Origin of the sequence: Oceanisphaera marina, from assembly GCF_014643915.1 — a bacterium.
Classification (GTDB): domain Bacteria; phylum Pseudomonadota; class Gammaproteobacteria; order Enterobacterales; family Aeromonadaceae; genus Oceanimonas; species Oceanimonas marina.
The window spans coordinates 1-24,230 of the sequence record NZ_BMKE01000024.1 but is presented as its reverse complement, the minus strand read 5'-3'; the positions used below and the strand labels follow the sequence as shown (position 1 = coordinate 24,230).

Annotated in this window: 24 protein-coding genes and 1 pseudogene; 17 read left to right on the top strand and 8 right to left on the bottom strand. The window is 53.0% G+C overall.

Annotation, left to right across the window (positions count from 1 at the left end; all coding sequences use genetic code 11):
• Positions 1-28 precede the first annotated feature (28 nt).
• Complete coding sequence (locus IEW52_RS13100) at positions 29-793, top strand: DNA repair ATPase (protein WP_188630529.1); 765 nt, start codon at positions 29-31, stop codon at positions 791-793.
• Between the two features lie 5 nt (positions 794-798).
• Positions 799-1,332, top strand: coding sequence for a VOC family protein (locus IEW52_RS13095; RefSeq protein ID WP_188630528.1), 534 nt, complete (start codon positions 799-801; stop codon positions 1,330-1,332).
• A 31-nt stretch (positions 1,333-1,363) separates the two neighbouring features.
• On the opposite strand, the gene IEW52_RS13090 is transcribed toward IEW52_RS13095, so the two are convergent.
• Complete coding sequence (locus IEW52_RS13090) at positions 1,364-2,572, bottom strand: MFS transporter (protein ID WP_188630527.1); 1,209 nt, start codon at positions 2,570-2,572, stop codon at positions 1,364-1,366.
• 88 nt (positions 2,573-2,660) lie between these two features.
• On the opposite strand from IEW52_RS13090, the gene IEW52_RS13085 reads away from it, so the two are divergent.
• From IEW52_RS13085 to IEW52_RS13065, 5 genes are all read left to right on the top strand, one after another.
• Positions 2,661-3,587 carry a LysR family transcriptional regulator gene (locus IEW52_RS13085; protein ID WP_188630526.1) on the top strand — a complete coding sequence of 309 codons (927 nt, stop codon included), beginning with the start codon at positions 2,661-2,663 and terminating at the stop codon, positions 3,585-3,587.
• A gap of 222 nt (positions 3,588-3,809) precedes the next feature.
• Positions 3,810-4,433: a DUF2796 domain-containing protein gene (locus IEW52_RS13080; protein WP_188630525.1), complete on the top strand. Its 624-nt coding sequence runs from the start codon at positions 3,810-3,812 to the stop codon at positions 4,431-4,433.
• A gap of 7 nt (positions 4,434-4,440) precedes the next feature.
• Positions 4,441-5,127 (top strand): ABC transporter ATP-binding protein, encoded by a 687-nt coding sequence (locus IEW52_RS13075; RefSeq protein WP_188630524.1) that lies wholly within the window; start codon positions 4,441-4,443, stop codon positions 5,125-5,127.
• Positions 5,121-6,368, top strand: coding sequence for an ABC transporter permease (locus tag IEW52_RS13070; protein WP_188630523.1), 1,248 nt, complete (start codon positions 5,121-5,123; stop codon positions 6,366-6,368). Before IEW52_RS13075 ends, IEW52_RS13070 begins: the two co-directional genes overlap by 7 nt.
• The gene (locus tag IEW52_RS13065; protein WP_188630522.1) at positions 6,368-6,853 is read left to right on the top strand and encodes a DUF3299 domain-containing protein; all 486 of its coding nucleotides are present in this window, start codon (positions 6,368-6,370) and stop codon (positions 6,851-6,853) included. Before IEW52_RS13070 ends, IEW52_RS13065 begins: the two co-directional genes overlap by 1 nt.
• 285 nt (positions 6,854-7,138) lie before the next feature.
• On the opposite strand, the gene mtnK is transcribed toward IEW52_RS13065, so the two are convergent.
• On the bottom strand, positions 7,139-8,329 hold the full coding sequence (gene mtnK, locus IEW52_RS13060) for an S-methyl-5-thioribose kinase (protein ID WP_188630521.1): 1,191 nt from the start codon (positions 8,327-8,329) through the stop codon (positions 7,139-7,141).
• Between the two features lie 222 nt (positions 8,330-8,551).
• Here mtnK and IEW52_RS13055 point away from each other — a divergent pair, with 222 nt between their 5' ends.
• The 8 genes from IEW52_RS13055 (at position 8,552) to IEW52_RS13020 (ending at position 14,223) form a co-directional block, all read left to right on the top strand.
• Positions 8,552-9,145, top strand: coding sequence for a sigma-70 family RNA polymerase sigma factor (locus tag IEW52_RS13055; RefSeq protein WP_188630520.1), 594 nt, complete (start codon positions 8,552-8,554; stop codon positions 9,143-9,145).
• A complete protein-coding gene (locus tag IEW52_RS13050; RefSeq protein ID WP_188630519.1) occupies positions 9,139-9,363 on the top strand; it encodes an anti-sigma factor family protein in 225 nt (74 codons plus the stop codon). Before IEW52_RS13055 ends, IEW52_RS13050 begins: the two co-directional genes overlap by 7 nt.
• A gap of 48 nt (positions 9,364-9,411) precedes the next feature.
• A complete protein-coding gene (arsS, locus tag IEW52_RS13045) occupies positions 9,412-10,398 on the top strand; it encodes an arsenosugar biosynthesis radical SAM (seleno)protein ArsS (RefSeq protein WP_188630518.1) in 987 nt (328 codons plus the stop codon).
• Positions 10,395-11,060: a TIGR04283 family arsenosugar biosynthesis glycosyltransferase gene (locus IEW52_RS13040; protein WP_188630517.1), complete on the top strand. Its 666-nt coding sequence runs from the start codon at positions 10,395-10,397 to the stop codon at positions 11,058-11,060. Before arsS ends, IEW52_RS13040 begins: the two co-directional genes overlap by 4 nt.
• Entirely contained in the window at positions 11,057-11,710 is a 654-nt protein-coding gene (locus IEW52_RS13035; RefSeq protein ID WP_188630516.1) for a TIGR04282 family arsenosugar biosynthesis glycosyltransferase, read from the top strand. Before IEW52_RS13040 ends, IEW52_RS13035 begins: the two co-directional genes overlap by 4 nt.
• A complete protein-coding gene (locus tag IEW52_RS13030; RefSeq protein ID WP_188630515.1) occupies positions 11,703-12,494 on the top strand; it encodes a sterol desaturase family protein in 792 nt (263 codons plus the stop codon). Before IEW52_RS13035 ends, IEW52_RS13030 begins: the two co-directional genes overlap by 8 nt.
• Positions 12,495-12,855: 361 nt before the next feature.
• A complete protein-coding gene (locus tag IEW52_RS13025; RefSeq protein ID WP_188630514.1) occupies positions 12,856-13,785 on the top strand; it encodes a tRNA-dihydrouridine synthase in 930 nt (309 codons plus the stop codon).
• Positions 13,786-13,854: 69 nt separating this feature from the next.
• The gene (locus tag IEW52_RS13020) at positions 13,855-14,223 is read left to right on the top strand and encodes a transcriptional regulator, TraR/DksA family protein (protein ID WP_188630513.1); all 369 of its coding nucleotides are present in this window, start codon (positions 13,855-13,857) and stop codon (positions 14,221-14,223) included.
• 130 nt (positions 14,224-14,353) lie between these two features.
• Here IEW52_RS13020 and IEW52_RS13015 read toward each other — a convergent pair whose 3' ends face one another.
• Entirely contained in the window at positions 14,354-15,433 is a 1,080-nt protein-coding gene (locus IEW52_RS13015; protein WP_188630512.1) for a porin, read from the bottom strand.
• A 301-nt stretch (positions 15,434-15,734) separates the two neighbouring features.
• On the opposite strand from IEW52_RS13015, the gene dinG reads away from it, so the two are divergent.
• Positions 15,735-17,840: an ATP-dependent DNA helicase DinG gene (dinG, locus tag IEW52_RS13010; RefSeq protein WP_188630511.1), complete on the top strand. Its 2,106-nt coding sequence runs from the start codon at positions 15,735-15,737 to the stop codon at positions 17,838-17,840.
• Between the two features lie 181 nt (positions 17,841-18,021).
• Positions 18,022-18,654: a YccT family protein gene (locus tag IEW52_RS13005; RefSeq protein WP_188630510.1), complete on the top strand. Its 633-nt coding sequence runs from the start codon at positions 18,022-18,024 to the stop codon at positions 18,652-18,654.
• Between the two features lie 97 nt (positions 18,655-18,751).
• On the opposite strand, the gene IEW52_RS13000 is transcribed toward IEW52_RS13005, so the two are convergent.
• From IEW52_RS13000 to IEW52_RS12980, 5 genes and pseudogenes are all read right to left on the bottom strand, one after another.
• Positions 18,752-19,324 carry a DUF924 family protein gene (locus tag IEW52_RS13000; protein WP_188630509.1) on the bottom strand — a complete coding sequence of 191 codons (573 nt, stop codon included), beginning with the start codon at positions 19,322-19,324 and terminating at the stop codon, positions 18,752-18,754.
• 123 nt (positions 19,325-19,447) lie between these two features.
• Positions 19,448-20,815 (bottom strand): YjiH family protein, encoded by a 1,368-nt coding sequence (locus tag IEW52_RS12995; protein ID WP_188630508.1) that lies wholly within the window; start codon positions 20,813-20,815, stop codon positions 19,448-19,450.
• 406 nt (positions 20,816-21,221) lie between these two features.
• Positions 21,222-21,881 carry a thiopurine S-methyltransferase gene (locus IEW52_RS12990; protein ID WP_188630507.1) on the bottom strand — a complete coding sequence of 220 codons (660 nt, stop codon included), beginning with the start codon at positions 21,879-21,881 and terminating at the stop codon, positions 21,222-21,224.
• 53 nt (positions 21,882-21,934) lie between these two features.
• Positions 21,935-22,132 (bottom strand): DUF4250 domain-containing protein, encoded by a 198-nt coding sequence (locus IEW52_RS12985; protein ID WP_188630506.1) that lies wholly within the window; start codon positions 22,130-22,132, stop codon positions 21,935-21,937.
• A gap of 914 nt (positions 22,133-23,046) precedes the next feature.
• A pseudogene (locus tag IEW52_RS12980) lies at positions 23,047-23,798 on the bottom strand (IS5 family transposase).
• Positions 23,799-24,230 lie beyond the last annotated feature (432 nt).

The following is a 24,230-nucleotide window of genomic DNA, read 5'->3' as shown; positions in this document are numbered from 1 at the left end:
CTTTCCACCCTAACCGAGCCGCCGATATATGACGTTGACCCTGATCCTCGTAGCCATAGGCGCCCTGCTTTTTCTGGTTATCATCTACAATATCTTGCAACAATACTGGCAAAAGCAGGAAGCAGAAAAGCGCACCTTACTGCTCAAGCATAAAAATATCATTAACGAGACCGACGAGCTCCTGCTCAACGCCAGCCAGCTGCCTTTCAGCAAGGCATTGGTGGTAACCCTGTACAACCGCATTTTGTACAGCCTGCAAACCATGCAGCAACAAGATCCCGGCAATGCGCAGATAAAAAACCGACGCATCAATATCGAGCAGCAAATACAGCAAATAAAAGAAAACGATCAATTGGAGCAAACCGCGCTCAAGTCTCCCGACTCGGATCAGCAAGCCATTCATATGCTGCAAGTGATCAAGCGACTGCGCTCCGTGCTGCGTATAGAGCATAATAAAGGCAAGGTGGGAAATCAGACGTTTGTGATTGAAGACCGTCGTCTGGAGCTGATGCGGTTAAAGGTCAACCTGGCTAATCTGGCCAAACGCGCACGCATCTCGTTAAGCAATCAAGACGTTAATATGGCGCGACAGATGCTGACAAAAGGGCTGGCCGTACTGGAGAAAATCCCCGATAAAGACGAGCAGTTAAAGGGCATGGAAAGCAATTTGCAGCAACGGTTGAATGAACTGACCACCACCCAGAAAAAAGAACAACAAGAGCAACAGGTTCGCGAGAAGGAAAAAGAAAAGTCTGAACTCGATTTGCTGTTTGAACCAAAGCGGAAATGGTAGCGACCATGGCCACACTGGAAGACGTACTTGGCAACACAGGTCATTTTTTACGAGAGCTGGAACAAGGCATGCTGGATCATGGCCTGCCGCTGGTTCTGGGCCCCATGGATCACCTTTGTTATCGTGCCCTTGATAATGCTGAATACCTGGCATTGCGCACCGCACTGACTCAGTTTGGCGACGTTCTGGTGGAAGGCATGATCGGCAACCGACCCATTATTACCTTCAAGTTGTTCCAGCCGCTGGCAAGCCCTTTTGGCCCCATTCCCTGCGTCGAACTGGCCGCCCCAAAAGCGGGTAAACAGCATTTCCATGGTCTGGAACACGGTGAAATAGTGGTACCCAACCTGCAACAGCTACTGAACGAGTATTCCCGGGTGCCTTTTAACCGCACGGCGTTACATGGCCCGGCACCGGAACTTACCCTGGCATTATCGCCGTATCAAATTAAGTTTCATTGCCACAGCCTGGCCGACACCATAGCCCGCGAAATTGCCTGTCATCAGGTCAATGCCGTGCCCGATGATTACTTTTCATAAAAGTCAGAGTGCGGGGTAAACCGTTAGCTGCTTAGCTGCTTAGCTGCTCGCTTTTTGTGGTGACGCGCGCACGTTCCTTACGCAGTAGGCGTACGCTTAACGCTGCGGTCATCAGCAGTACCAGCCACATGCCCAGGGCAACACCGGGCAGCCCGGCACGCTCCCAAAACGGATACAGGTACAAGCCACCCAGGCTGGCACCCAGATAGTAAAACACCAGGTAAAGCGATGACGCCAGGGCTCTATGTTGCTGTACGCTACGCCCTACCCAGCTACTGGCGCAGGCATGAGCCAAAAAGAAGGCAAAGCTGTCGATGAATAGCGCAAGCAAAATAACCGGTAACCGGCTGCTAAGTAACCCCAGATTGCCGATAGCCATAATGGCAATTGCCGCTAACAGGGTCTGGCACAAACCAAAACGATTGATCAACCAGCCGCTGGCACCCGATGCAACCGTACCGGTCAAATAGGTCAAGAACAATAAGCCCAGAGCGGCGGGCGCCATATGAATGGGCGGTGCCGATAAATAAAACGCCACATAGGTGTACTGGTTTAAAAACACCATGAAATTGAGCCCGCCCACCAGATAAATAGGCCAGAGCAGCGGATTGTTAATATGGCTTAATAACGCAGCGCCCCCCTGGCCTTTGCTCGTCGGCACAAAATATCGCGAGGCCGGCAGCCACTTCAATAACGGCAACCATAGCAACAAGCTAACCGCCGCCAACACCATAAAACTGATTTGCCAACCGCCTCCCCACTCTGCCAACAGGCCGCCGAGCACTCGCCCCCCGATGCCGCCCAGTGAATTGGCGGCAATGTAAATGCCTATACTGGTCACCAACGCCTTGGGGGTAAACTCCTCTCCCATGTAGGCGACGGCCGTGGCAGGTAATCCCGCCAAAAAGAAGCCCTGCAGCCCACGAGCCAGCAAGACACCATAAAAATTGCTCAGCTGGGAGATAAGTATTCCCAATAACAAGGCCGCCAGCAAGCAGCCCATCATCACCGGCTTGCGCCCCAGTTGATCCGCCACTCTCGCCCAAAACAGCAGGCCGACGGCCAGCCCCAGAGTAGAAACAGACAACACCCAGCTTGCCGACAGCGCCGACACCTCAAAGTCTTGTGCCAGCAGCGGCAATAATGGCTGGGCAATATACAAATTGATGAACACCAGCATGGAACCCAACCCCAACGCCAGGGTTGCACGCCACCAGAGTGCGGTTTTCAGCTCTATCATGAAGGCTCCTCGATAATGACCTTGACCTTAGCGTGCGCCTGCGTATAAATGAAATATATAAATAATATCAAAACAATAAGAAGACGTTATGCTTGAAACCAAATGGCTGCGCCAGTTTGCCGCGGTCGCGCGCGAGGGAAACATCACCCGCGCCGCCAAGCGGCTGCATCTGGCCCAGCCCGCCGTCACCATGACCATTAAAAAGCTTGAGCAACAGTTGGGCATTAGTTTGTTTGATCGCCATCAGGGACGCTTGCACCTGACGGCAGAAGGCCTGCGACTGTATCAACATGCCGAGCGGATTCTTGATGCACTGACGCTGGCGGAGCAAGACATGGCGGCCCTGCAAGACCTCAGTAATGGTGAGGTGTGTATCGGCATTCCCAGTATGCTGGGTTCATTTTACTTTCCGCCTCTGCTCATGGCCTTTAAACATCAATATCCGGGACTGTCGATTCGGGTTGAAGAAGCCGGCACACAGGATGTATTGGCCAAGTTGTGTCAGGGGCAACTGGGATTGGGGATTGTACTGACCGCCTCTTTACCTCCCGAGCTTAGCGGGTTGCCATTATTGCGCGAAGAAATGGTGGCGGTGGTTAATGAAGATCACCCAGTCCGCGGGCAGCCCTTTATCACCATGGACGCCTTTTTGACCGAAGAGCTGGCGGTATTTCGGCACGGTTTTTTTCATCGTGAATATATAGATGCCATGGCCAAAGAAAGTGGCCTGGTGCCACACATAGGTTTCGAGAGTAATTTAATTCCGTTGTTAAAGGCAGTGGTACGTCAGGGGTTTGCCATTACCACTTTTTTGCGCATGGTGATCAAAGACGACCCCGATTTGTTTGCCGTCTCGTTTGCCGAACCCTATTTTCTGGATTTATGTCTGGCCTGGCCCAACAACCGCCCGCTATCCCGTGCCGAGCAAGCCTTTATCGAATTTATGAAGACAGCAGCGCCCTTCGAGGAGCCGTACGCTTTAAGCCGCAAGCTGTCAGTTAAAGAGAAAAGATAAATCCAAGCGCTATTTCGGCCACGGAATCCACAAAAAGGAGCAATAAGATAAAACCTAAAAGCGGCGTATTATTTCGTACAGCGTATGATGTAAGGCGTAACGCGACACAGAGCAGGCTTGTCTTTATCTAATCTCTGGCAGCTTATGGCTTATCGCTGTGTTTGCTTCTTTACAGACCCAAAAAAAGACGTTATAACATAACAAATTCAAATGGAGTCTGTTATGTCTGTTAAGCCCTTCCTGTTCATCCTCCCCTTGCTGCCCCTTGGAGCATTGGCACAAACGCTGCCCGGTGTGCATCAACATGGCTTTGGTCGCTTGAGTCTGGCTCAGGATCAGCAACAGCTGATGTTGGAATTATTTGCGCCGGCGGCAGATATTGTTGGCTTCGAACACCAGCCCAACAATGCCGAGCAGCGTACTCAATACCACGAAGCACTGGCTCGTATTAAAGATGCCGAGCTGCTCTTTACCTTACCCAGGGCAGCAGACTGCCAGTTGATAGCCAGCCAGTTGCTCGAGCAGGATGAAGACGCATTGCATGAGGCCGAAGATGAACACCAAGGTGAGCATCATCACGACGATGAACATAAACATGAACATGAACATGAACATGAACATGAACATGAACATGAACATGATGAAGAGCAACACACAGAGCATGGCCACAACGACATATTGGTACAATATCGTTACCAATGTCAGCAGCCACAGGCACTCACCCAGCTAAGCACTCGACTGTTCGAGCAGTTCACCAGTTTTAATAACATAGAGCTGCAAGGCATAGTGCATTCGGGACAAATTGCCGCCACCCTGACCCCCGAACAACCAACAGCGAGCTGGTAAATTACTCATGACCCGCCTAGTGTCCATTCGCGATCTCGCGTTTGCCTGGCCCGGCCAGGCTGCTTTGCTACAGATCCCCCACTTTGAACTGGCCGCCGGTGAGTCGGTGTTTATCAAGGGTCCCAGTGGCAGCGGCAAAAGTACTCTGCTGGGCTTGCTGGCCGGTATTCAGAGTGCCAATCAGGGTCAGCTGTGCCTGTTGGGCCATGACTTGGCCCGTATGTCGGGCCGAGCGCGAGACCAGTTCAGAGCCGATCATATTGGCTACATTTTTCAGCAATTCAACTTATTGCCCTTTTTATCGGTACTGGAAAATGTGACCTCGGCGCTGATTTTTTCCCGCCACAAGCGCCGGCGGCTCATCCTGCCCGCAGAGGAAGAAGCCAGGCGTTTGCTCGGTGAATTACAACTGGCGCCCGAACTGTGGTTGCAACCCGTGCACCGGCTGAGTATTGGCCAACAGCAAAGGGTGGCGGCGGCACGCGCCTTGATGGGACGCCCGGAGCTGGTGATTGCCGACGAGCCCACTTCGGCACTGGATGCAGATAACCGCGCGGCTTTTATGACCTTGTTGTTTAATGAATGCCGACGCCAGCACAGCAGCCTGATCTTTGTAAGCCACGACGCGACCCTGGAGCCCCTCTTTACCCGCGTGGTGTCCTTGTCTGATGTTAACGAGGCTTCACTATGTTGATACTGGCGTTAAAAAGCCTGTGGGCGCGGCGCCTGACCGCCGGTTTGACCCTGGCAGCCATTGCGATCAGTGTACTGCTGCTGCTGGGCGTTGAAAAAATACGCCTGGAGCTGAAAGACAGCTTTGCCCGTACCTTATCGGGAACCGATTTGATTGTGGGCGCACGCACCGGCCAGATCAACCTGCTGCTCTATTCGGTGTTTCGCCTCGGCAATCCTACCAACAACATCAGCTGGCAAAGCTATCAGCGCATTAAACAGCACCAGGGCATAGCCTGGACCATTCCCATTGCCCTGGGCGACTCTCATCAGGGCTTTCGGGTGCTGGGCACCAATCAGGACTATTTCAGGCATTACGCCTATGGCCACCAGCAACCGCTGCAGCTGGCCGATGGGCGGGCCTTTAACGACACCTTTGAAGCCGTGATAGGCGCCGAAGTGGCGCGCGCATTGGGCTATCAACTCAATGACTCGCTGATTATTGCCCACGGCGCGGGCAATACCTCGTTCAGCCTGCACGACGACCTGCCCTTTACCTTGGTTGGTATTTTAGCGCCCACCGGCACCCCGGTAGATAAAACCGTGCATGTGCGGCTCGATGGTCTGGAGGCCATTCACCTTGGCTGGCAAAGCGGGCGTAAAACCCAACAACTGTCCCATGAACAGGTCCGCGATCACGACTTGACGCCCCAGTCGATTACCGCTTTTTTGGTGGGCATGCACAACAAGGTGCAGGTGTTTGGCCTGCAGCGCGCCATCAATGGGTATCGCACCGAGCCGCTGTCGGCCATTTTACCGGGGTCGGCCTTGCACGAGCTGTGGAGTTTGCTGAGTATCGCCGAAAAAGCCATTGCCTTTATCGCCCTGCTGGTGGTGGTGGCGGGCCTGTTAGGCATGCTGACCACCTTGCTGGCCGGCCTGTCGGCACGGCGACGCGAACTGGCTATTTTACGTTCTTTGGGCGCCGGACCTCGGCACTTGTTTGGCTTGTTGGCGCTGGAGTCGCTGCTACTGACGGGGCTGGGTATTCTGCTTGGGCTGGCTCTGTTATATGGTACCTTGCAGTTGCTGGCTCCCTGGTTGCAGGCACACTATGGCTTGTTGTTGTATCCTGCGCTGCCCCAGTCAGGTGAATGGCGGCTGATGGGCTTGACCCTGCTGGCGGGCACCCTGATCGGCTTGCTGCCTGCCGCCCGGGCCTATTTTTATTCACTGCACGATGGAATGAGTATCAACCACTGATGTTACATTATATTGCCATGGCGCTGGCCGCGCTGATGTTGGTCGCGTCCCCTGCCCGGGCCGACGAATACACCCTGTTGGAGTGGGACGACTTGATCCCGCTGGCAGAACAGCTGAATCCACCGCCTTTTCCCGGGGTGGATCATGAGGATGAGTTTGCCATTCCTGCCCAACCTATCGGCAAGGTGGTACCCAGCCTGAACGGAAAAAAGGTGCGCTTGCCCGGCTTTGTGGTGCCGCTGGAAGGAGACAGCCAGCAGATTACCGCCTTTTTGCTGGTGCCCTACTTTGGCGCCTGTATTCATGTGCCGCCACCACCCACCAACCAGATTGTGTATGTGGAATACCCGGCCGGCGCCAAGGTCGACGACTTATGGGATGCGGTGTGGGTCACCGGCACTTTACACACCTCAGGCGCCAGCCACGAAATGGGCGACGCCGCCTATTCACTGCAAGGCACCAGCGTCTCGCCTTACCAGCTGTAAAAAAAAGCGATAAGCCGAAAGCTGGAAGCGGTCAGGTACAGATCAAAACCATTTCGCCACGGAATCCACAGAACCCACGGAAAAATAGAGATTACATCTGAAATACATTTTATAGGTAATAATAAACTCTTCCGGCAGCCTTAAGCCGTACGTTGCAAGTCAAAATTGACGATGTTTGTCTTTAACCTACGGCGTACAGCGTCAGCCCATTTCTGTAATCCGGCGCTTTAGCTGCCGGTCCTGCGTTAGCAGGAGGGTGTTTGGCTTTTTCTGATGGCTGACCGCTTACGGCTTAAAGCTTTCTTTCAATGCTATGTTTAAAGCTGTATGTTCCAGCTGGGCGTCGTTGAGTTGGTCGGCGTTCATGATGAGCGTACGCCCCAATGCCAGCGCCTGGCGTTGGCTGGCGGCTTTTTGAATGGGGTCGGCAATAGTATCGATATCCGCCACATGGGCCACACCTATGGTGCGGCGTATCATTTCGCAGCCCGCATACCCCAGGGCGTCTTGCCATACCTGACGCAAGAAGGCGCCGATAACCTCGGGCTCTGCCAGACTGGAATCCGCTCCCTGACTGGCCTGCTGAAAAAACTGTATTTTATAACTGCGCCACAGGGCCTGAACGTCCTTAATACGCTGGGGCTGTTGGCGCGAAGCCGGCTGAGCACAAAAGTTAAGCAATAAATGGGCAATAATGACCCCCAGATCAAAGCCCATGGGACCATAGCCGCCAAATTCGGCATCTATCACCTTGAGCTTGCCCGCCCCCACCATGACGGATCCGGTATGCAAGTCGCCATGCAGCAAGGCCTGCCCCTTGCAACGAAAGTCGTGCTTGAGTCGGGCCACGCGAGTTTTCAACGCCTGGTCGGCCCAAAGCTGCTCGGCCTCGAGGCGAATTTCGGGAGCCACATTGTTACGCTCGTGATCACAAAAGGGGTCGACAAAATATACGGCTTCGCTGATCGCCATTAACTCTGGGTTGGCAAATCGCAGCTGCGCCGTTCGTTGCGCGTGATAATCCAGCTGAAAATCACTGCTGTGCACATGCACCTGCGCCAGATATACCCCGAGCTTTTCCGAAACCCCGGCTACGTGCTGGCCGTTAAGCAGCGCCTGGCGCCATACTTGAAGATCCGACAAATCTTCCAGCAGTATCGTCGACAACTCCGCATCATGATGCAGCACCGCCACCGTATACTCGGGGCAGTGCTGGCCGTGATACAGCAGTATTTCGGCTTCTATGCGCGCCCGGTCGCGGGTCAAGGGCCAAGACTCGCCAATGCAGCGAATATAGGGCAGCGCCTGTTTAACAATAAATCCCTTTGCCTGACCAGGCTGCCACACCTTGAACACCTGATTAAGATTGCCATCTCCTATTTCCTCACCCTGCAGGACCACAGCCGAATCAAGCTGGGCTGCCTGGCGCACGTAAGCGATGGCGTCATCATGATTGAATATTCGATATTGACTCATAACCACTCCCTGACTCTGGCTCCCCTGGCAAGCAAAGCCCCTGCCTGGCAGACAACATTAATAAAACCATACGCTTTGTAATAAAAACGGCCTTGATGACGACCAACCATAACAACACAAACGCAGCACAAAACACAACATTGGTAACATTAGAGTCCTGAATAGGTGCGCAGAGGCCAGGCAACATATACTCTAATTATCAATAGCAACCAAACAAGAGTCATGATGGACCTTAATGAGAATATTGCAGACCCCTTGTTATCTACGGAGCTACGTCGGCAAATGCTGCGCTTTGCCACACTGCAGTTAAAGGATGCTCAATTGGCAGAAGATGCGGTACAGGAAGCATTATTGGGTGCCTTTAAATATGCAGACAGCTTTACGGGGCGCGCTGCCTACAAAAATTGGGTGTTTGCCATTCTCAAACACAAAATTGTGGATGTGATCCGTAAAAACCAGCGCCTGGTGACACTCACCAGCCTGGGTGCCGACGACAGCAACGATATGGAAGAGCAGTTGTTTAATCGGTTTGGCATGTGGCACAAAGTGGAACGCCCCGTGGAATGGAGCGCACCGGAACACAGCAAGCAAGACGACGAATTCTGGGCGTTGTTTGAATTGTGCCTGGACAAACTGCCCCCCAATCAGGGACGTACTTTTATGATGCGCGAGTTTATCGGGCTGGAAAGCCGCGAAATCTGCCTGGAGCTGGATTTAACGGTCAGCAATCTCAATGTGCTGCTCTATCGAGCCCGATTACGCTTGCGAGAATGTTTGGAAAACAAATGGCAACAGCAAGGAGACTGTCCATGTTGAGCTGTCATAAGGCCACTCGGCTGATGTCCGAAGGACAAGATCGCCCCTTGAGCAAATTCGAGCGTATGTCGTTAGCGATGCACACAGTAATGTGTAACGGCTGCCGCCAGTTTGAACGACAATTACCTGTCATTCGGTCTTTAGCTAATACCTTTGCCCATAAGCCCGATAATACAGGTAATAACAAGCCGGATACCGAGCCGAAAGACAGCGGTTGATACTGATGAGTCGTGCCAACCAGCAGCACTCTGAATAAAGGAAGCATGATGCGAGATACTCTACCTCTACTCGACTTAACCGGTTTTCCGGCACTCAAGCGTCATACCCTGGACACGCTGCAGGTGAATCTGGGGTACATGTGCAACATGAAGTGCGTGCATTGTCATGTCGCCGCCGGCCCCCATCGTACCGAGATGATGGATGATGCCAATCTCGCCTTGATTCCCGCCGTATTGCAGGCGCGCGCACTGAGCACCCTCGACCTGACCGGCGGTGCCCCCGAAATGCACCCGCGTTTTCGCGAGGTGGTGATGGCCGCGCGCCAGCTGGGTGTACATGTCATAGACCGCTGCAACCTCACCATTTTATATGAGCCCGGCCACGAGACCCTGGCCGAGTTTTTAGCCGAGCAACAGGTGGAAGTGGTCGCTTCACTGCCCTGCTACGAGCTGGAAAATGTCGATAGGCAAAGAGGCAAAGGCACCTTCAATAAAAGCATTGCCGCCTTGCAACGGCTGAATCAACTGGGCTATGGTCAGCCCGGCTCAGGCCTGGTCTTGAATCTGGTGTACAACCCACAGGGGCCCACCCTACCACCCGAGCAGAAGGGGCTGGAGGCCGCTTATCGACAAGAGCTGCTGGCACACTTCGATATTCGCTTTAACCACCTGTTTGCGCTGGCCAATATGCCCATCAAGCGCTTTGGTGACTACCTGATCACCAAGCGGCAGTTTCATGATTATCTGCGATTATTAAAAGACAATTTTTCTGCCGATAATCTGGCAAACCTGATGTGCCGAAATCTGGTCAGTGTGGACTGGCAAGGCTACTTGTATGATTGCGATTTTAATCAACAGCTGGCACTGCGGTTGCCCAGTGCCACAGACGAAGACGCTCGCCCCCATTTGCGAGATCTGCTGCATCGAGATCTCGCCGGGCAACCGATACGGGTAGCCGAGCACTGCTATGGTTGTACCGCCGGCCAGGGCAGCAGCTGCGGCGGCGCCCTGCGCGACGAATCAAGCGCCTCATGACGCTGTCGATTATCATACCCATACTGAACGAGGCCCGGGCCTTGCCTGCCACCTTGTCGGCACTTCAGCACAGTACCTCCGATGCCGAGCTGATTGTGGTCGATGGTGGCAGTATTGATGACTCTGTGGCCATTGCCGGGCAGTACGGCGCTACCGTGCTTAATACTGCTGCCGGCCGGGCTCGACAGATGAATCTGGGTGCCAAACAGGCAAGCGGCGATTATCTGCTATTCCTGCACGCCGACACTCGGCTACCGGCCAACGTTGAGCCTGTGATCCGCTCAGCACTGGCACGGCATGACTGGGGGCGATTTGATGTGATCATTAGCGGGCAACATCCGATGCTGAAGGTGATCGGCTTTATGATGAACTGGCGTTCACGGCTATCGGGCATTGCCACCGGCGATCAGGCGTTGTTTATACGCCGCGAGACCTTTAGTGCTGTGGGCGGCTTTCCCGAGCAGGATTTGATGGAAGATATCGCCCTCAGTCAGCGGTTGAAGCACCTGGGGTCTCCTGCCTGTTTAAAGCAAAAAGTAGTCACCTCGGGCCGACGCTGGGAGCAAAACGGCGTGTGGCGCACTATTTGGCTGATGTGGCGGTTGCGTTTTGCCTACTGGCGTGGCGCCTGCCCCAGCCAGCTGGCCAGGAGGTATCATTGAGCACTCGCATCATTATTTTTGCCAAGGCGCCGGTGGCTGGCCGGGCCAAAACCCGGCTGATGTCGGTGCTGGGCGCCGAGGGGGCCGCAAGACTGGCACGCCACATGCTGACCAGCACGGTAGATGCCTGCCTGGGCGCCGCAATCGGGCCGGTAGAGCTGTGCATGAGCCCATCACTCAACCACCCGGAGTGGGCAGACATTAATCTGCCACTGGCCCTTGAGCTCAGTCACCAGGGCGAGGGCGATTTAGGATGCCGCATGGCCCGAGCCGCACATCGCGCCCTGGTAGATCATGGCGCGCAGCAAGTCTTGCTGGTTGGCACCGACTGCCCGCAACTGTCACCTGAGCTGTTACGCCACTCAGCCCGGTGCCTGAGCTCGCTGGATGCGGTGCTGCATCCCACCCGGGATGGCGGCTATGCCCTGCTGGGGTTGCGCCAGTTTAACCCGCATTTATTTACCGACATGCCCTGGAGTACGCCTCAGGTAGCAGCGCTTACCCAAACGCGATTGGCGGCATTAGGCTGGCGCTATCAACGGGCTGAACAATTGCAGGACATTGACGAACCACAAGATTTGCTGTGGCTAACGGCCAGCTGGGTAAAGGCGCTGCAGACCCCCATCACGGAGGCCAGCCATCATGTTTGAGTACGAGCCCTGGATCCGGCTGGGCTGCTTTGCCGGTGTGCTGATGGTGATGATGCTGTGGGAGTGCTGGGCGCCGCGCCGGCCTCAGCACATTGGTCGCCTGACGCGTTGGCCCAATAACTTGTTATTGGTGGTCATTAATACACTGTTGCTGCGGCTGTTTTTTCCGCTGGCGGCGGTAGGCGCCGCTTTGCTTGCCAGCGAGCACGACTGGGGGCTTTTGAACCTGTGGCCAGTGCCTTTTTGGTTTAGTCTGCTGTTATCGATGTTGGCGCTCGATTTACTTATCTATTGGCAACATCGTCTGTTTCACGCCCTGCCCTGGCTGTGGCGTTTGCACCGCGTACATCATGCAGATCTGGAATTCGACGTGACCACCGGCCTGCGTTTTCACCCGTTCGAGATTGTGCTGTCCATGCTGCTCAAATTGGCGGCCGTTATCCTGCTCGGCGCGCCTGCCTTGGCCGTGCTCTTGTTCGAAGTCTTGCTTAACGCGACCGCCATGTTTAATCACGGCAATATCCGGCTGCCAAAACGGCTGGATACTATGCTGAGATTGCTACTAGTTACGCCGGATATGCACCGCGTGCACCATTCGGTGATCCCACGTGAGACCGACAGCAACTTCGGTTTTAATCTGCCCTGGTGGGATCGCCTGTTCGGTACTTATCAAGCCCAACCTCAAGCCGGCCAGCTTGGCATGACCATAGGCCTTAAGCAGTTTCGCGAGCCCGGCGAGCTGCGCCTGCACCGATTGTTGCTACAACCATTTCGACGCAAATAAAACAGGGGAATATCGTGAATGGGGAATGGGGAATGGGGAAAATATACCCTAATCCCCAATCCCTAATCCCTAATCCCCAGTCCCCATTCCCCAGTCCCCAGTCCCCAGTCCCCAGTCCCCAGTCCCCAAATTTTAATGTTCGTCAGGATGACGGCAAAAAACAAAACACACACCCCTGTAGTCCAGCGCTTTAGCTGCTGGCCCTGCGTTAGCAGGGTGGCTTTAAAATCATCCTGCTCCGCAGGGGCAACAGCTAAAACGCTGGCTATAAAAGACGTTTGGTTTATTTCTGGTGTACCGCTCCCCGCAGGGTAAATCTGTTACAATCGCGCCTTTGTTTATTCAGGTAGTTTACAACGCTATGCGCTTGATATTGGCCCCGATGGAAGGGGTACTGGATCACCTGATGCGGGACTTGCTTACCCGCATCAACCCCTTCGACCTGTGCGTGACCGAGTTTATTCGCGTGGTGGATATGCGCCTGCCGCCGAAAGTGTTTTATCGCCTGTGTCCCGAACTACACCAGGGTTGTCGTACTCCATCCGGTACACCAGTGCGCATTCAGCTGTTGGGCCAGGAGCCCGACTGGCTGGCGGAAAATGCCGAACAAGCCTGCCTGTTGGGGGCCGAAGGCATAGATCTGAATTTTGGCTGCCCCGCCAAAACCGTGAACAAGCATCGCGGCGGCGCCGCCTTGCTAGGAGACAGCGAACAGCTCTATCGCATTGCCAAAGCGGTGCGTGCCGCCGTACCCGCGCATTTGCCGGTGAGCGCCAAAATCCGCCTGGGGCTGGAAGACAGAGACTCGTATCTGGAAAACAGTCAGGCACTGGCCGAGGGCGGCGTGAGCGAGCTGGCCGTACACGCGCGCAGCAAGCGCGACGGCTATCGCCCACCGGCTTACTGGCCCTTGGTGGCAGATATTCGCGCTGCGCTGGCTATTCCGGTGATCATCAATGGTGAAATCTGGAACGCCGATCAAGCAACGCTTGCCCAGACACAAAGCGGGTGTCGCGATGTGATGCTGGGCCGAGGTGCGCTGGCGCTGCCCAACCTGGCAGCTACCATTAAACACGGTGCCGCCTCCATGAGCTGGGAGCAGGTGATTGAGCTGTTACTGGATTATTCGGCGCTGGAAGTAGAAGGCAATAAAAGTATTTATTACCCTAATCGCATCAAGCAATGGCTGAATTTTTTAAAGCTGCAGTACCCACAAGCGCAAAGCTTATTTGGCCAGGTGCGTACTCTGAAACATACCGATGACATTCGCCAGACTCTAGCCGCAGTTTGATTTACGTCATAATGCACTACAACAGCCCGCTTTATACTGCTGATCATATTCAGTTTTTGGGAATGCATCATGAGCAGCGTATTGAAATCTCAACTGCAAGAACGCCTGTTGGCCGAAGCGAGCCGTCGACGCCTGGCATTTTTGCAGGCAGTGCAGGCGCTAGATGGCAACCTGGCTCTGCAACTCGAGCAGCTATCGCCTGATGAATGGGCCGATTTGTCTACATTAGCTGCCTGGCCACAACTGCAGCCGCACATCAAACAGCTAAAGCAACTTGATGCGGCGCTATGCCAGCAACAGCTCGGTTTATATGGCCTGTGTAGCGATTGTGAAGCCGAGTTAACCTTTGAGCAGCTATATCAAGATCCCTGCCGTCAACGCTGCACGCCCTGCGAGCAAAAATATCTAGCAACACAGCAAGGAAGCTGGAAGCTTTAAGCTGACAAGGTTCCACAAGCGTTAGGATTGCTTGCTCCCTTCACTCTTTACGCTTCACTCGCTCTAAAAATCAGACACTAAAAAGCCGGCTTGCGCCGGCTTTAATACTTCTAATTTAGCTTAAGCTACATTAGAAGTTGTACTGAATGCCCATACCAAAGACGTCGTCTTTAGTCACAAGGCCGTTGTTATCCAGAGTTTCGGAATCAGAGATAACGTACTCGGCATACAGCTTAGCCTTAGGAGTCAGGGCGTACTGACCACCCAGAGTAATAGTGTCAATGCTATCCCACTCGAAACCATTCAGATTTGCATCTTCTTTGGAGTACTGAGCCAACAGAGTCCAGGCGTCAACACTGTATTGTGCGTGCAGTTCGTAGCCTTCAGTTTCTATATTGTTAGTATTATTATCCATTTCTTGCTCAGTATAAAGAGCAGCGAAATAGAAACCGTCAATGCTATAATTCAGACCAGCAATCCAAGCATCTAGCTGATAATCATCCTGCCCAGCAAAGCCAAAATTACCAAACTGCTGCTCTTCATAAGCAGCTACCACGCCCAAACCAAATGGGGCAGTGTAGCCGGCAGAGACAGACCACTGATTGTCTTTATTCTCTTTGGTAGAATCATTTTTTCGATCATCGGCAAATGCATAACCTGCGCGAAGATCAAGGCCATTTGCTGCATAGGTCAACAGAACTTGATCATCAACCTTGTCATTGATCGCTGCTTTATAGCCAAGAGCTTTAGTTACATCACCAATAGCGCCACCGTAAGCAGCAGTACCGCCATAGATATTCAGTATATCGGTGTAGTACAGTGCTTGAGCATAGGGGTCCATGCTGCGACCAAAGGTCAGCTCGGTAGTGTCTACAAAACGGAAACCAGCCCAAGCATAACGAGAATCAAACTGGCCGTTAGCGCTGGACTCACCGGCAACCTGCCATTCCAGCTTACCAATCAGATCAACATCCTGGTTCAGCATGTACTTGACGTTGACGCCCAGACGCGCTTCGCCGTCACCACCGAAGTTTTCGGCTTCACCAGCACCGGCTTGGCCAAAGTCGCCTTGATGGCCAATTTCACCAGCTTCGTACTGAACGCGGCCGTAGATGTCTACCTGGGCGCCTTCGTCGGAGTATACGGTCACGGCGCTAGCAGAAGTTGCGAACAGCGCAGGAATAGTCAGTGCAAGAATCGTTTTTTTCATGATTTTTATATGCCTACTGTTATTGAACACTAAGTCCTTGTTTTTCCCTGTGTTAGCAACGCATCGCGTTACTATGGCAGGCAGACTATCATCGACATTTTGAGCTTGCAACAAAATCGCGGGAACTTTTTATGACAATTAGACTCACCCCGCTATTAAACGTGAACAGAAGCACCTTTTGCTCACTTGCTGCTTGCATCTGGTATAAAACGCTATTGTCACTATACTTAGCCTCTCGTTTATCATCTTTTTATTAACGTATGCTGAGCCTCAGTATCAGCCATAATCAAGATATCCCTATATGCCAAGCTGCAATTATCAAACATTGGTGCGCGAGAATTACCGGCGCCTGAGCCAGGCGTTGCCCGGTTTTACACCGCGACGAGAACAGAATTATCTGGTGGCAGAAATTGGCAAGGTGTTGTTGGGCCGTTACGACTCAAGCCGACGTATTTTGGTCGCCGAAGCTGGCACCGGCATTGGCAAGTCACTGGCCTATTTGCAGGCAGGCATCCCGTGGGCACGCATCAATCAAAAAAAGTTGGTGATTTCCACCGCCACCCTGGCGCTGCAAGAACAGTTGGTGGATAAAGATCTGCCGTTGTTTTTACCTCATTGCCAACCCGGCTTTCGCTTTGCATTGGCTAAAGGTCGTGCACGTTACTGCTGTGCCCGGCGGTTATCGGACTTGGCCGGTGGCGTGTCACAAACCGAGTTATTTGGACCTGGAGCTACAACTGCGGCCCCCTTAACGACGCACCAGCAAACTCAGTTGGCAGACATGTGGCAATCGTACAGCGATAAAAGCTGGCAAGGCGATCGCGACAGCTGGCCAACCCCCATTGACGCCATACTGTGGCAGCAAGTGCAAGCTGAACGTCATAGCTGTCAGCCCATGCTGGGCCATCAGCACTGTCCCTTTCATCTGGCGCGGGCCGAGCTGGAACAGGCGGATGTAATAGTGGTGAATCACGCCCTGCTGCTGGCAGATTTAAGCATGGGCGGCGGCATAGTGCTGCCCGAACCAGAACAGTGCTTGTATATACTGGATGAAGCCCATCATATTGCAGCGGTTGCCCGAGATCAGGGCTCGGCACGCTTGCCTTTGCGCCAGCTTCGCCGGTCGCTGGAACAATTCAACAAATGGCAAAGCAAGTTGAATGATTTGCTGGGAGCCGACGGCCAGGCCGCCATCGGTAAACTACAGCACAGTTCAAGCCAGCTTATTCCCGCCCTCAACCAGGTATATCGCCAACTGTTCTCGGCCCTGCAGCGCCAGGACTTGCGTACCGATGACCAGGGTTGTCTGCGGTTTAGCCCGGGTGATTTACCCTGTGGCCTGGATGAGACCTTAAGCACGCTAAAAGAAGACAGCCAGACCTTTTGTCGGGCGCTGGGGCCCGTTAATAGCCAGCTTGCCGAACAGCTTAAACTGAAACCCTCTCAGGCTGCTGCCATTGAAGCAGCATTGGCCATGATCAGCCAGCAGCAGCTTCAGGGCGAACAACTGCGTGATGGTTGTGCATTATTACTGCGTGCCCCTGGCCCCAAACACACACCACCGGCGCGTTGGCTGGAGCTTGACCCAAAAGATAAACAGGAAATCTTGCTGTGCGTAACGCCCTTGGCGGTGGGTCACTTATTGGAGCAATGGTGCTGGTCTCGGGCGGCGGCCGTCATCATGGTATCTGCTACCCTGACGGCGCTGAATGATTTTGGCTATTTTCGTCGTGCCGTGGGCTTGCGCGCAGACGATGGCAGCCACTATTTACGTCTCAATTCACCGTTTGACTACGCCAGTGCCCGCCTGGTTATCCCCGAGTTGACCTGCGAGCCGACCAGCCAGGACTTCGATGAGTTGCTCGCCACGCAAATTCCCTTCTGGTTACAAGATCAGGCCGCCAGCCTGGTACTGTTTTCTTCTTATCGACAAATGAAACAAGCGGCCGTTGCATTAAGAGCTCAGGGCCATTCGCTGCTGGTGCAGGGTGAAGCCAGCCGCCAGGCCTTGTTGCAATTACATAAAGTGAAGTGTGATGGCAAGCAACCCAGCGTACTGTTTGGTACCGGCAGTTTTGCCGAAGGTCTGGATTTACCCGGCCATTATTTAACCAACCTGATTATTACCAAATTGCCGTTTGCGGTACCTACCTCGCCAGTGGAAGAAGCCATGGCCGAGTGGATTACGCTTTGCGGCGGCAATCCTTTTATGCAGCTTGCCCTGCCCGAAGCGTCACGCAAGCTCATTCAGGCATGTGGGCGCTTATTACGGACCGAAACCGACAGTGGTCGTATTGTATTGCTGGATAAACGGCTGATCAGCCGCCGATATGGCCCGGCACTGCTTCAGGCGTTACCGCCCTTCACCCAGGAGTTAGGAAAAGCCATACCTCAAACAGGAAGCTGACGATCTGGTCGCCTGCAAGGCTATTGTAGCTAACCACTGTATTGCCGTTTATTGCACTGGCACCTGGAAATTGTCACAATTTGCGATTAACTTGGTGTTACTTCAAATACTTAGTCGCTTTTTTTGTGCATAATCAGTGCATCTCAAGAAGAATATACTCATGGCCCAGGAGCCCAATTTAATGAAAACACGTTTAACCCTTGCCGCCCTCGCCCTTGCCGGTCTGTCTTTTGGCGCCAGCGCCGCTACCTTTGAAGCCCAACAGCCTTATCAAATTCATCTGGTAAACGGAGAAAAAACGGCCAACAGTATTACCAAAAACATCCATAAAGTGGATCTTGGTGAAGGCAAGCACCAGCTGGCTGTGTCCTATACCAAGGATTATTCGAATCGCTCCGAGCTACGCATACTGAATGGTGATCCGGTTATCATCACCATTGATGTACCCGCCGACGCCGAGCTTGCGCTCGATTATACATCGCCCATCAATTATCAACTGGCTCGCCAGTTTTTGCGTGAACAGGACACTCAGCTCAAGGTCATCGACAAAAAAACCGGAGATCAGGTTCCAGCCGAACTGTTAATCATCCCGGCGCCAGCAGGTTTGAATGTCGCGAGTGGTATTCAAGAATCACTGGCAGAAAAAGGAATGGCATTTAACGGCCGCACCGATGCCGCCGTAGCGGCCGCTCAGGCCAAGTTTGGCGATGCCGTCGTAGACGCCGATGCACTCGATATGCTGAAGCACTGGTGGAATAGCGCCGATAAAGATACCCAGCGCGCTTTTCAAATCTGGGCTATTCAGCAGCAGTAACAACCACTGCAAGCTAGCAGCATGATGTGAAAAAACCGAGCCTGCGAGCTCGGTTTTTTGTTCATATGGCAGATAACAGCAAGCGCTGCGTTTGTATTTAAAATGACGAACCGGGTTGTTGCAGGAAGGCTTCTTCTGCTGCACTCGATTTTCGGCCCAGAATACGATTGCGGTGAGGGTAACGGCCAAAACGGGCGATAATGTCTTTGTGCGCGCGTTCGAATTTCAAACTGCTGACTGCCCCACTCTGTTCCTGCTCATGGTCGGGATCAAGCTCGGCATTTTTTTCAAACAAAGCGAGTGCCACCTCATGCACCTTGAGCGATTCGCTGTGCATCATTGGCATATACAAAAACACCCGCTGTTGCGGGCGTAATGATTGTGCAGCCCCTGCACTCACGGCTTCTTGAGCCAGTGCCAGCGCCACGCCGTCTGCGGCAAATGCCCGAGGGGTGTCTCGATAGATATTACGTGAGAATTGATCAAGCACGATAATTTCGGCCAATCGGCCCTCAGCCCGGGTTCGCCAGTCAAACAGCTCACCCAGACAGGCTTGGCGATGCAAGTCACCAAAGCGCTCGGCAATATCCTGGTCCAGTTGCTTGTTTTTTTGCCACCACTGCGCAGGTTTAAGTTCTTCAAACCAGAATGCAAGTACCGATTGATACATAAACTGTCCCCCTGCGAGGTGCAATAAGCCTTACGCTGTACGCCATAAGTTAAAGACAAACACCGTCTTGGTTAACTAACAGCGTAAGGCGTACGGCGTACGGCTTAAAGCGTACAGCGGATTTTAAAATACCCAGTGTGCCACCAGAGCAATGACCGGCAAAGTCACCAGGGTGCGCAGCAAGAAGATCACGAACAACTCTAGTACATTCACCGGTATTTTGCTGCCCAATAACAAGGCCCCAACTTCCGACATGTAAATCAGCTGGGTGACCGACAGTGCCGCGATCACAAAACGCGTCATGTCGCTCTCGATAGAGGTCGCCAGAATCGCTGGGATAAACATATCGGCAAAACCGACCACCATGGTTTGTGAGGCGGCGGCGGCTTCCGGGATCTGCAGTAGCTCCAGCAAGGGGACAAAAGGCATCCCCAACCAGCTGAACAGCGGCGTGGTTTCGGCAATTACCAGCGCCAGCGTACCAAAGGCCATCACTACGGGTAATACCCCCAGCAGCATATCCAGCGCATTATGAATACCGGTGCGGACAACCTGCCCGAGGCTGTGTACCTTGCCGGCACGGGCCAGAGCCAGAGCATATCCATGCCCAAGGCGTGAATATCCAGCTGGAGTCACTTCGTCATCAGCTGGGCGAGCTTCGCCATTGATGAAGGTATCTTTCTTCCAGCACAACGGCGGCAAGCGCGGTACCACAATGGCCGCAACTATACCGGCCAGGCATACGGCACCATAAAACGGCAAAAACATATGCTCCAGCTTTACCTGCGCCAACACCACCAGGCTGAAGGTAATGGATACCGCCGAGAAGGTGGTGCCGATAACCGCCGCTTCACGCTGGGTATAATGACGGCCTTCGTACTGTTTGCTGGTCAGTAGAATACCCACGCTACCATCGCCCAACCAAGAGGCCATGCAATCGACTGCCGAGCGGCCCGGCAAGCGAAATATGGGGCGCATAATATCGGTAAGCAGGGTACCCACAAACTCCAGCAAGCCAAAGTCCAGCAACAGGGGCAGTAGCAAGCCGGCAAAAATAAAGACCGCAAACAACACCGGTAGCAAGTCGTTCAGCACCAGCCCCCCCGTATCACCGCTGTACAGAAGTTCTGGCCCTGCCTGGTTGTACACCAGCAACACAAAAACAGCACCCAACACTCGGCTTAGCAGCCAGACCGGGCTGACATTGAACAGCGTGTTTAAAAACGAGCTTTTGGTGACCAGAGACGGCTTGAACAGGGTGGCCAGCACGCTGAGTATCGCCGAAACGCAAATCAGCACAGTGACGATAGTCGGCAGCATACCCGATAATACGGCCTGCAGGCTTTTGGCAAGCACCGCTATCATGATGGTCAAATCGCCGTTATAACTGACTGGTGTCATAAACAGCAGCACGCCCAGCAATGAAGGCAGCACAAACATCAGTAAATTACGTTTGCCGGCTTTAGCCTGCCCCGCCAATGTCTTTTCCATGGTTACTCCTGGTGCCGAACCACGACACACCACTTAGCTAAAATAAGATAAAAATCGTCATTTTATGCAACCCACACCGAAGTCATTGCATAAAACCACTCTTAAACTGAATATAAGCCCAGCAAACAATAGGCTGATTGAATAGTTATTTTACAGTGAAATATATTTAAGCAAAAGAAAAAATCGAAATTTAATCCCGCAATCGGACCTTAACCCGGAGTTGCTGCCACCTGCGTGACACTGATCGGCAGCGATCAGAGATAAACGAGTCCCAAAGTCCATCTTTATGGGGCAGCTGACTAGCGGCGAGAACGAGAAGAGTAATAGGTATATACCGCGTCAGAGGTGGCGCGGTATATACCCTCATAGAAGATGTAGAAGGCGTCCGAGAAGCAGGCTTTTGGCGTTAGTATTGCTTACGTTTCAATACAAAACACAGTTCATCAAAAAACGTCAGCTCGCCGCTGGCTACCCTGGGATTCTCTTGCCCTTCTGCTATTTTTCCGCAATGCTCAATCGTGAAATAAGGTTCAAACAAGCTGCTAACTGCCTGAACGGATACCGAAAACGGAGGCGCTTGCTGCTGCTCCGGCGCATAATTGACCGTAATCAATAACAATACCGCACCAGGATTAAGCAGGTTTGCCAGCAACGCCACATATTGCGCTTGCATCGAATGCGGTAAGGCGATGAGTGCCGCCCGATCGTATGCCGCATCAAAGCGGCGGCCAAGTTGCTCGGCTTGAAAGAAGTCACCCTGGTACAAGCTGATCTGTTCGGTATGCCAGCATTGATAAGGGCCTATGGCCTCTTGCCTGGCCGCAAGCTGCGTGTCGGCAAAAAAGTCATGCACCGCCAGTGCCGATAACTCGAAACCGGCCACTGTATGTCCTTGTTCGGCCAGCCAGTGCATGTCGTTACTTTTACCACACAAAGGGACCAGCACCTCTGTGTGTGCTGGTACTGCAAGCTGTGGCCAATATTGTCTGAGCTGAGGGTTAATCTGTTGGCGATGAAAGCCGATGCGTGCTTCTTGCCAGCGCTGATGCCAAAATTCTGCGTCCATAATCGTGCTCACCTTAAATAAAGCGAGACTAGCATAGACGAAGCAAGAGTGGGTCAGGCTCGGGGTTTAAACTGATTGCTGACGGGATCATAACGATAGCCGATTTGTGCCATGCTCCCCATGAGCCAGCTGCTATCCAGCTCGTAACGAGACACCAGCGCGGTCAGGCTGTCACATTCCAGTCGCAGCTTTTCATTCAAAATACTGAGCACCATGTGGCTATCCAGTTTTTGCAGTAAAAATCTATCCATATTGCACTCCTGCTCCATCAAGGATGTGGTTACCCGATTACTATAGCCGGAGTAAAAAATACTGCCCGCACAAAACACTGTTAATTTAACCAGTATTTCCTTGATCTCTGGCCACTGGATCACTACTGTATATATAAACAGTAACCACACCTCAGGGAACTCGGATTGCTTATGGCCACTCTCTTGTTATCTCGTCAGCCGCTTTGTTCATCCATGCATTGGCAGCCTTTATTACTGGATGCCCCCTTTATGTATACGCCAAACAGCACAGAGGCAGAGGCAGAGGCAATAAAAGGCCACATCAGTCACTGGGGAGGTGTGCCACAACCGCGTTTGCTGGCTAGCCTGGCCGCTATCAGCAGAGATAATAAAGGGTGGATATTAATAGCGAATGCTCCGGCCCCCTTGTCGCGCCAGGTCCTGATAGATGCAGGTATCAATCCGGCTCGTGTGATTGACGCGAAAAAGGCAAGCCGTCAGCTAGTACAACAGGCCATCACTTGCCCAAGTATCGCCGTTGTCGTGTGCTGGAAATACGCTGACCTAAAGCCTGGTTTACTGGATATAAACCATCGGCAGCGGCATATTGTGGCCGCAAGAAGGTGTGGAGTAAGCACAAGAGCACCACTCGGTGATCGGCGTTTAGATACACGCAAGTCCGGCAAAGAGAGGTATGTTGGTGTTTTGTCGTCATCCTGACGAAAGTCAGGATTTGGGATTTGGGATTTGGGATTTGGGATTTGGGACTTGGGATTTGGGATTTGGGATTTTAGTGCATTCAAAAAAAGATACAGGAGCAAGTCCGGCATGGCGGCATAAGATGGAGCTTTTGCCGTCATCCTGATGAGCATCAGGATCTTGATGTTAACTGATAGTTTACAGCTGACCGCCTGTCTCTTAGGGGGCGTTCTCAATCATGCCAGCCATATCACCGTTGATACAAGGCTGAGCATGGCGGTGTAGTGTTTCTCGACACGCTCATATCGAGTCGCGATACGACGGTAATGCTTGAGCTTCTGGAAAGCGCGTTCAACCAAATTACGTTCTTTATACAACACTTTATCGTAGTCCCGTGGGCTGGTCCGGTTCTTTCTCGGTGGGATCACCGGGCTGGCTCCACTGTTACGGATTGCATCGACGAAGCGATCTGAATCATAACCCTTGTCTGCCATCACGAAGTCCGCTTTCATGCCTTCAATCAAGTGGTTGGCTTGACCATATTCCGATGCTTGTCCGGGCGTTAATAGAAAGCGGACCGGGTTACCCAACGCATCGACAGCTAGGTGGATTTTGGTACTCAGTCCGCCTCGTGACTTGCCTTGCGCTTGCTCATCGCGCTCTGTTTTTTTGAGGCCCCATGCTGATGGACTCGAACGATACTTCCATCCACCATCAAATATTCCAAGTCGGGATCATCCGAGACAGCTGCCCAAATCTGCGTCCATACGCCCTTGTGTGACCAGCGGTTATAGCGAACATACACTCGATGCCAGTGGCCGAAGGACTCTGGCAAATCCCGCCAGGGCGCTCCTGTTCGAGCAATCCACAACACGGCTTCAACAAAAAGGCGGTTATCCTTTGCTGTGACCCCACAGTCACCGGCCTTCCCTGGAAGTAGGTTCTTGATTCGTTCCCATTGATCATCGCTCAGCACTGGCCGGGGCATACGTTTCACTCTCTTCAGATCCATGATGCACTTACTATCGGCAGGATTTTACAATGATTGAGAACGCCCCCTAGTCACAACTATTTTTTGAAATTTGTTGAAGTTAGTGTGGCTTGTCAGGCAGAGGGCACTCCTCCTCCGACTCGCCGTAAATACGGTCCCTGTAGGCTCAGCCGCGCCATCCCTGGCGCGGATGGTCGGCTGAGCAGACACTCTCTGCCTTCCCATTGGCAGCACAGTGGTCTTTCAATATTACCGGCCGACAGCTCAGAGGCTAAGAAAAGGCTGCTGGAATAGCCTCAGCCGACCATCACATGACAGGGAAGTCATGTGCTGAGCGCCACATGGATGATGAGATGGACACCTCTTGTGCAACCGGCGTCATTACGCGCCATATTTGGGTTACCCACTCAAATATCATCACAAAAGGTG

What these genes read in the sequence shown, in the direction of transcription:
- IEW52_RS13040 (WP_188630517.1), top strand. Translation starts at nt 10,395, where the DNA reads ATGACGCTGTCGATTATCATACCCATACTGAACGAGGCCCGGGCCTTG.
- arsS (WP_188630518.1), top strand. Translation starts at nt 9,412, where the DNA reads ATGCGAGATACTCTACCTCTACTCGACTTAACCGGTTTTCCGGCACTC.
- dinG (WP_188630511.1), top strand. Translation starts at nt 15,735, where the DNA reads ATGCCAAGCTGCAATTATCAAACATTGGTGCGCGAGAATTACCGGCGC.
- IEW52_RS13005 (WP_188630510.1), top strand. Translation starts at nt 18,022, where the DNA reads ATGAAAACACGTTTAACCCTTGCCGCCCTCGCCCTTGCCGGTCTGTCT.
- IEW52_RS13075 (WP_188630524.1), top strand. Translation starts at nt 4,441, where the DNA reads ATGACCCGCCTAGTGTCCATTCGCGATCTCGCGTTTGCCTGGCCCGGC.
- IEW52_RS13085 (WP_188630526.1), top strand. Translation starts at nt 2,661, where the DNA reads ATGCTTGAAACCAAATGGCTGCGCCAGTTTGCCGCGGTCGCGCGCGAG.
- IEW52_RS13030 (WP_188630515.1), top strand. Translation starts at nt 11,703, where the DNA reads ATGTTTGAGTACGAGCCCTGGATCCGGCTGGGCTGCTTTGCCGGTGTG.
- mtnK (WP_188630521.1), bottom strand. Translation starts at nt 8,329, where the DNA reads ATGAGTCAATATCGAATATTCAATCATGATGACGCCATCGCTTACGTG.
- IEW52_RS13020 (WP_188630513.1), top strand. Translation starts at nt 13,855, where the DNA reads ATGAGCAGCGTATTGAAATCTCAACTGCAAGAACGCCTGTTGGCCGAA.
- IEW52_RS13100 (WP_188630529.1), top strand. Translation starts at nt 29, where the DNA reads ATGACGTTGACCCTGATCCTCGTAGCCATAGGCGCCCTGCTTTTTCTG.
- IEW52_RS13095 (WP_188630528.1), top strand. Translation starts at nt 799, where the DNA reads ATGGCCACACTGGAAGACGTACTTGGCAACACAGGTCATTTTTTACGA.
- IEW52_RS13015 (WP_188630512.1), bottom strand. Translation starts at nt 15,433, where the DNA reads ATGAAAAAAACGATTCTTGCACTGACTATTCCTGCGCTGTTCGCAACT.
- IEW52_RS12990 (WP_188630507.1), bottom strand. Translation starts at nt 21,881, where the DNA reads ATGGACGCAGAATTTTGGCATCAGCGCTGGCAAGAAGCACGCATCGGC.
- IEW52_RS13025 (WP_188630514.1), top strand. Translation starts at nt 12,856, where the DNA reads ATGCGCTTGATATTGGCCCCGATGGAAGGGGTACTGGATCACCTGATG.
- IEW52_RS13080 (WP_188630525.1), top strand. Translation starts at nt 3,810, where the DNA reads ATGTCTGTTAAGCCCTTCCTGTTCATCCTCCCCTTGCTGCCCCTTGGA.
- IEW52_RS12985 (WP_188630506.1), bottom strand. Translation starts at nt 22,132, where the DNA reads ATGGATAGATTTTTACTGCAAAAACTGGATAGCCACATGGTGCTCAGT.
- IEW52_RS13065 (WP_188630522.1), top strand. Translation starts at nt 6,368, where the DNA reads ATGTTACATTATATTGCCATGGCGCTGGCCGCGCTGATGTTGGTCGCG.
- IEW52_RS13000 (WP_188630509.1), bottom strand. Translation starts at nt 19,324, where the DNA reads ATGTATCAATCGGTACTTGCATTCTGGTTTGAAGAACTTAAACCTGCG.
- IEW52_RS13055 (WP_188630520.1), top strand. Translation starts at nt 8,552, where the DNA reads ATGATGGACCTTAATGAGAATATTGCAGACCCCTTGTTATCTACGGAG.
- IEW52_RS13090 (WP_188630527.1), bottom strand. Translation starts at nt 2,572, where the DNA reads ATGATAGAGCTGAAAACCGCACTCTGGTGGCGTGCAACCCTGGCGTTG.
- IEW52_RS13070 (WP_188630523.1), top strand. Translation starts at nt 5,121, where the DNA reads ATGTTGATACTGGCGTTAAAAAGCCTGTGGGCGCGGCGCCTGACCGCC.
- IEW52_RS13050 (WP_188630519.1), top strand. Translation starts at nt 9,139, where the DNA reads ATGTTGAGCTGTCATAAGGCCACTCGGCTGATGTCCGAAGGACAAGAT.
- IEW52_RS12995 (WP_188630508.1), bottom strand. Translation starts at nt 20,815, where the DNA reads ATGGAAAAGACATTGGCGGGGCAGGCTAAAGCCGGCAAACGTAATTTA.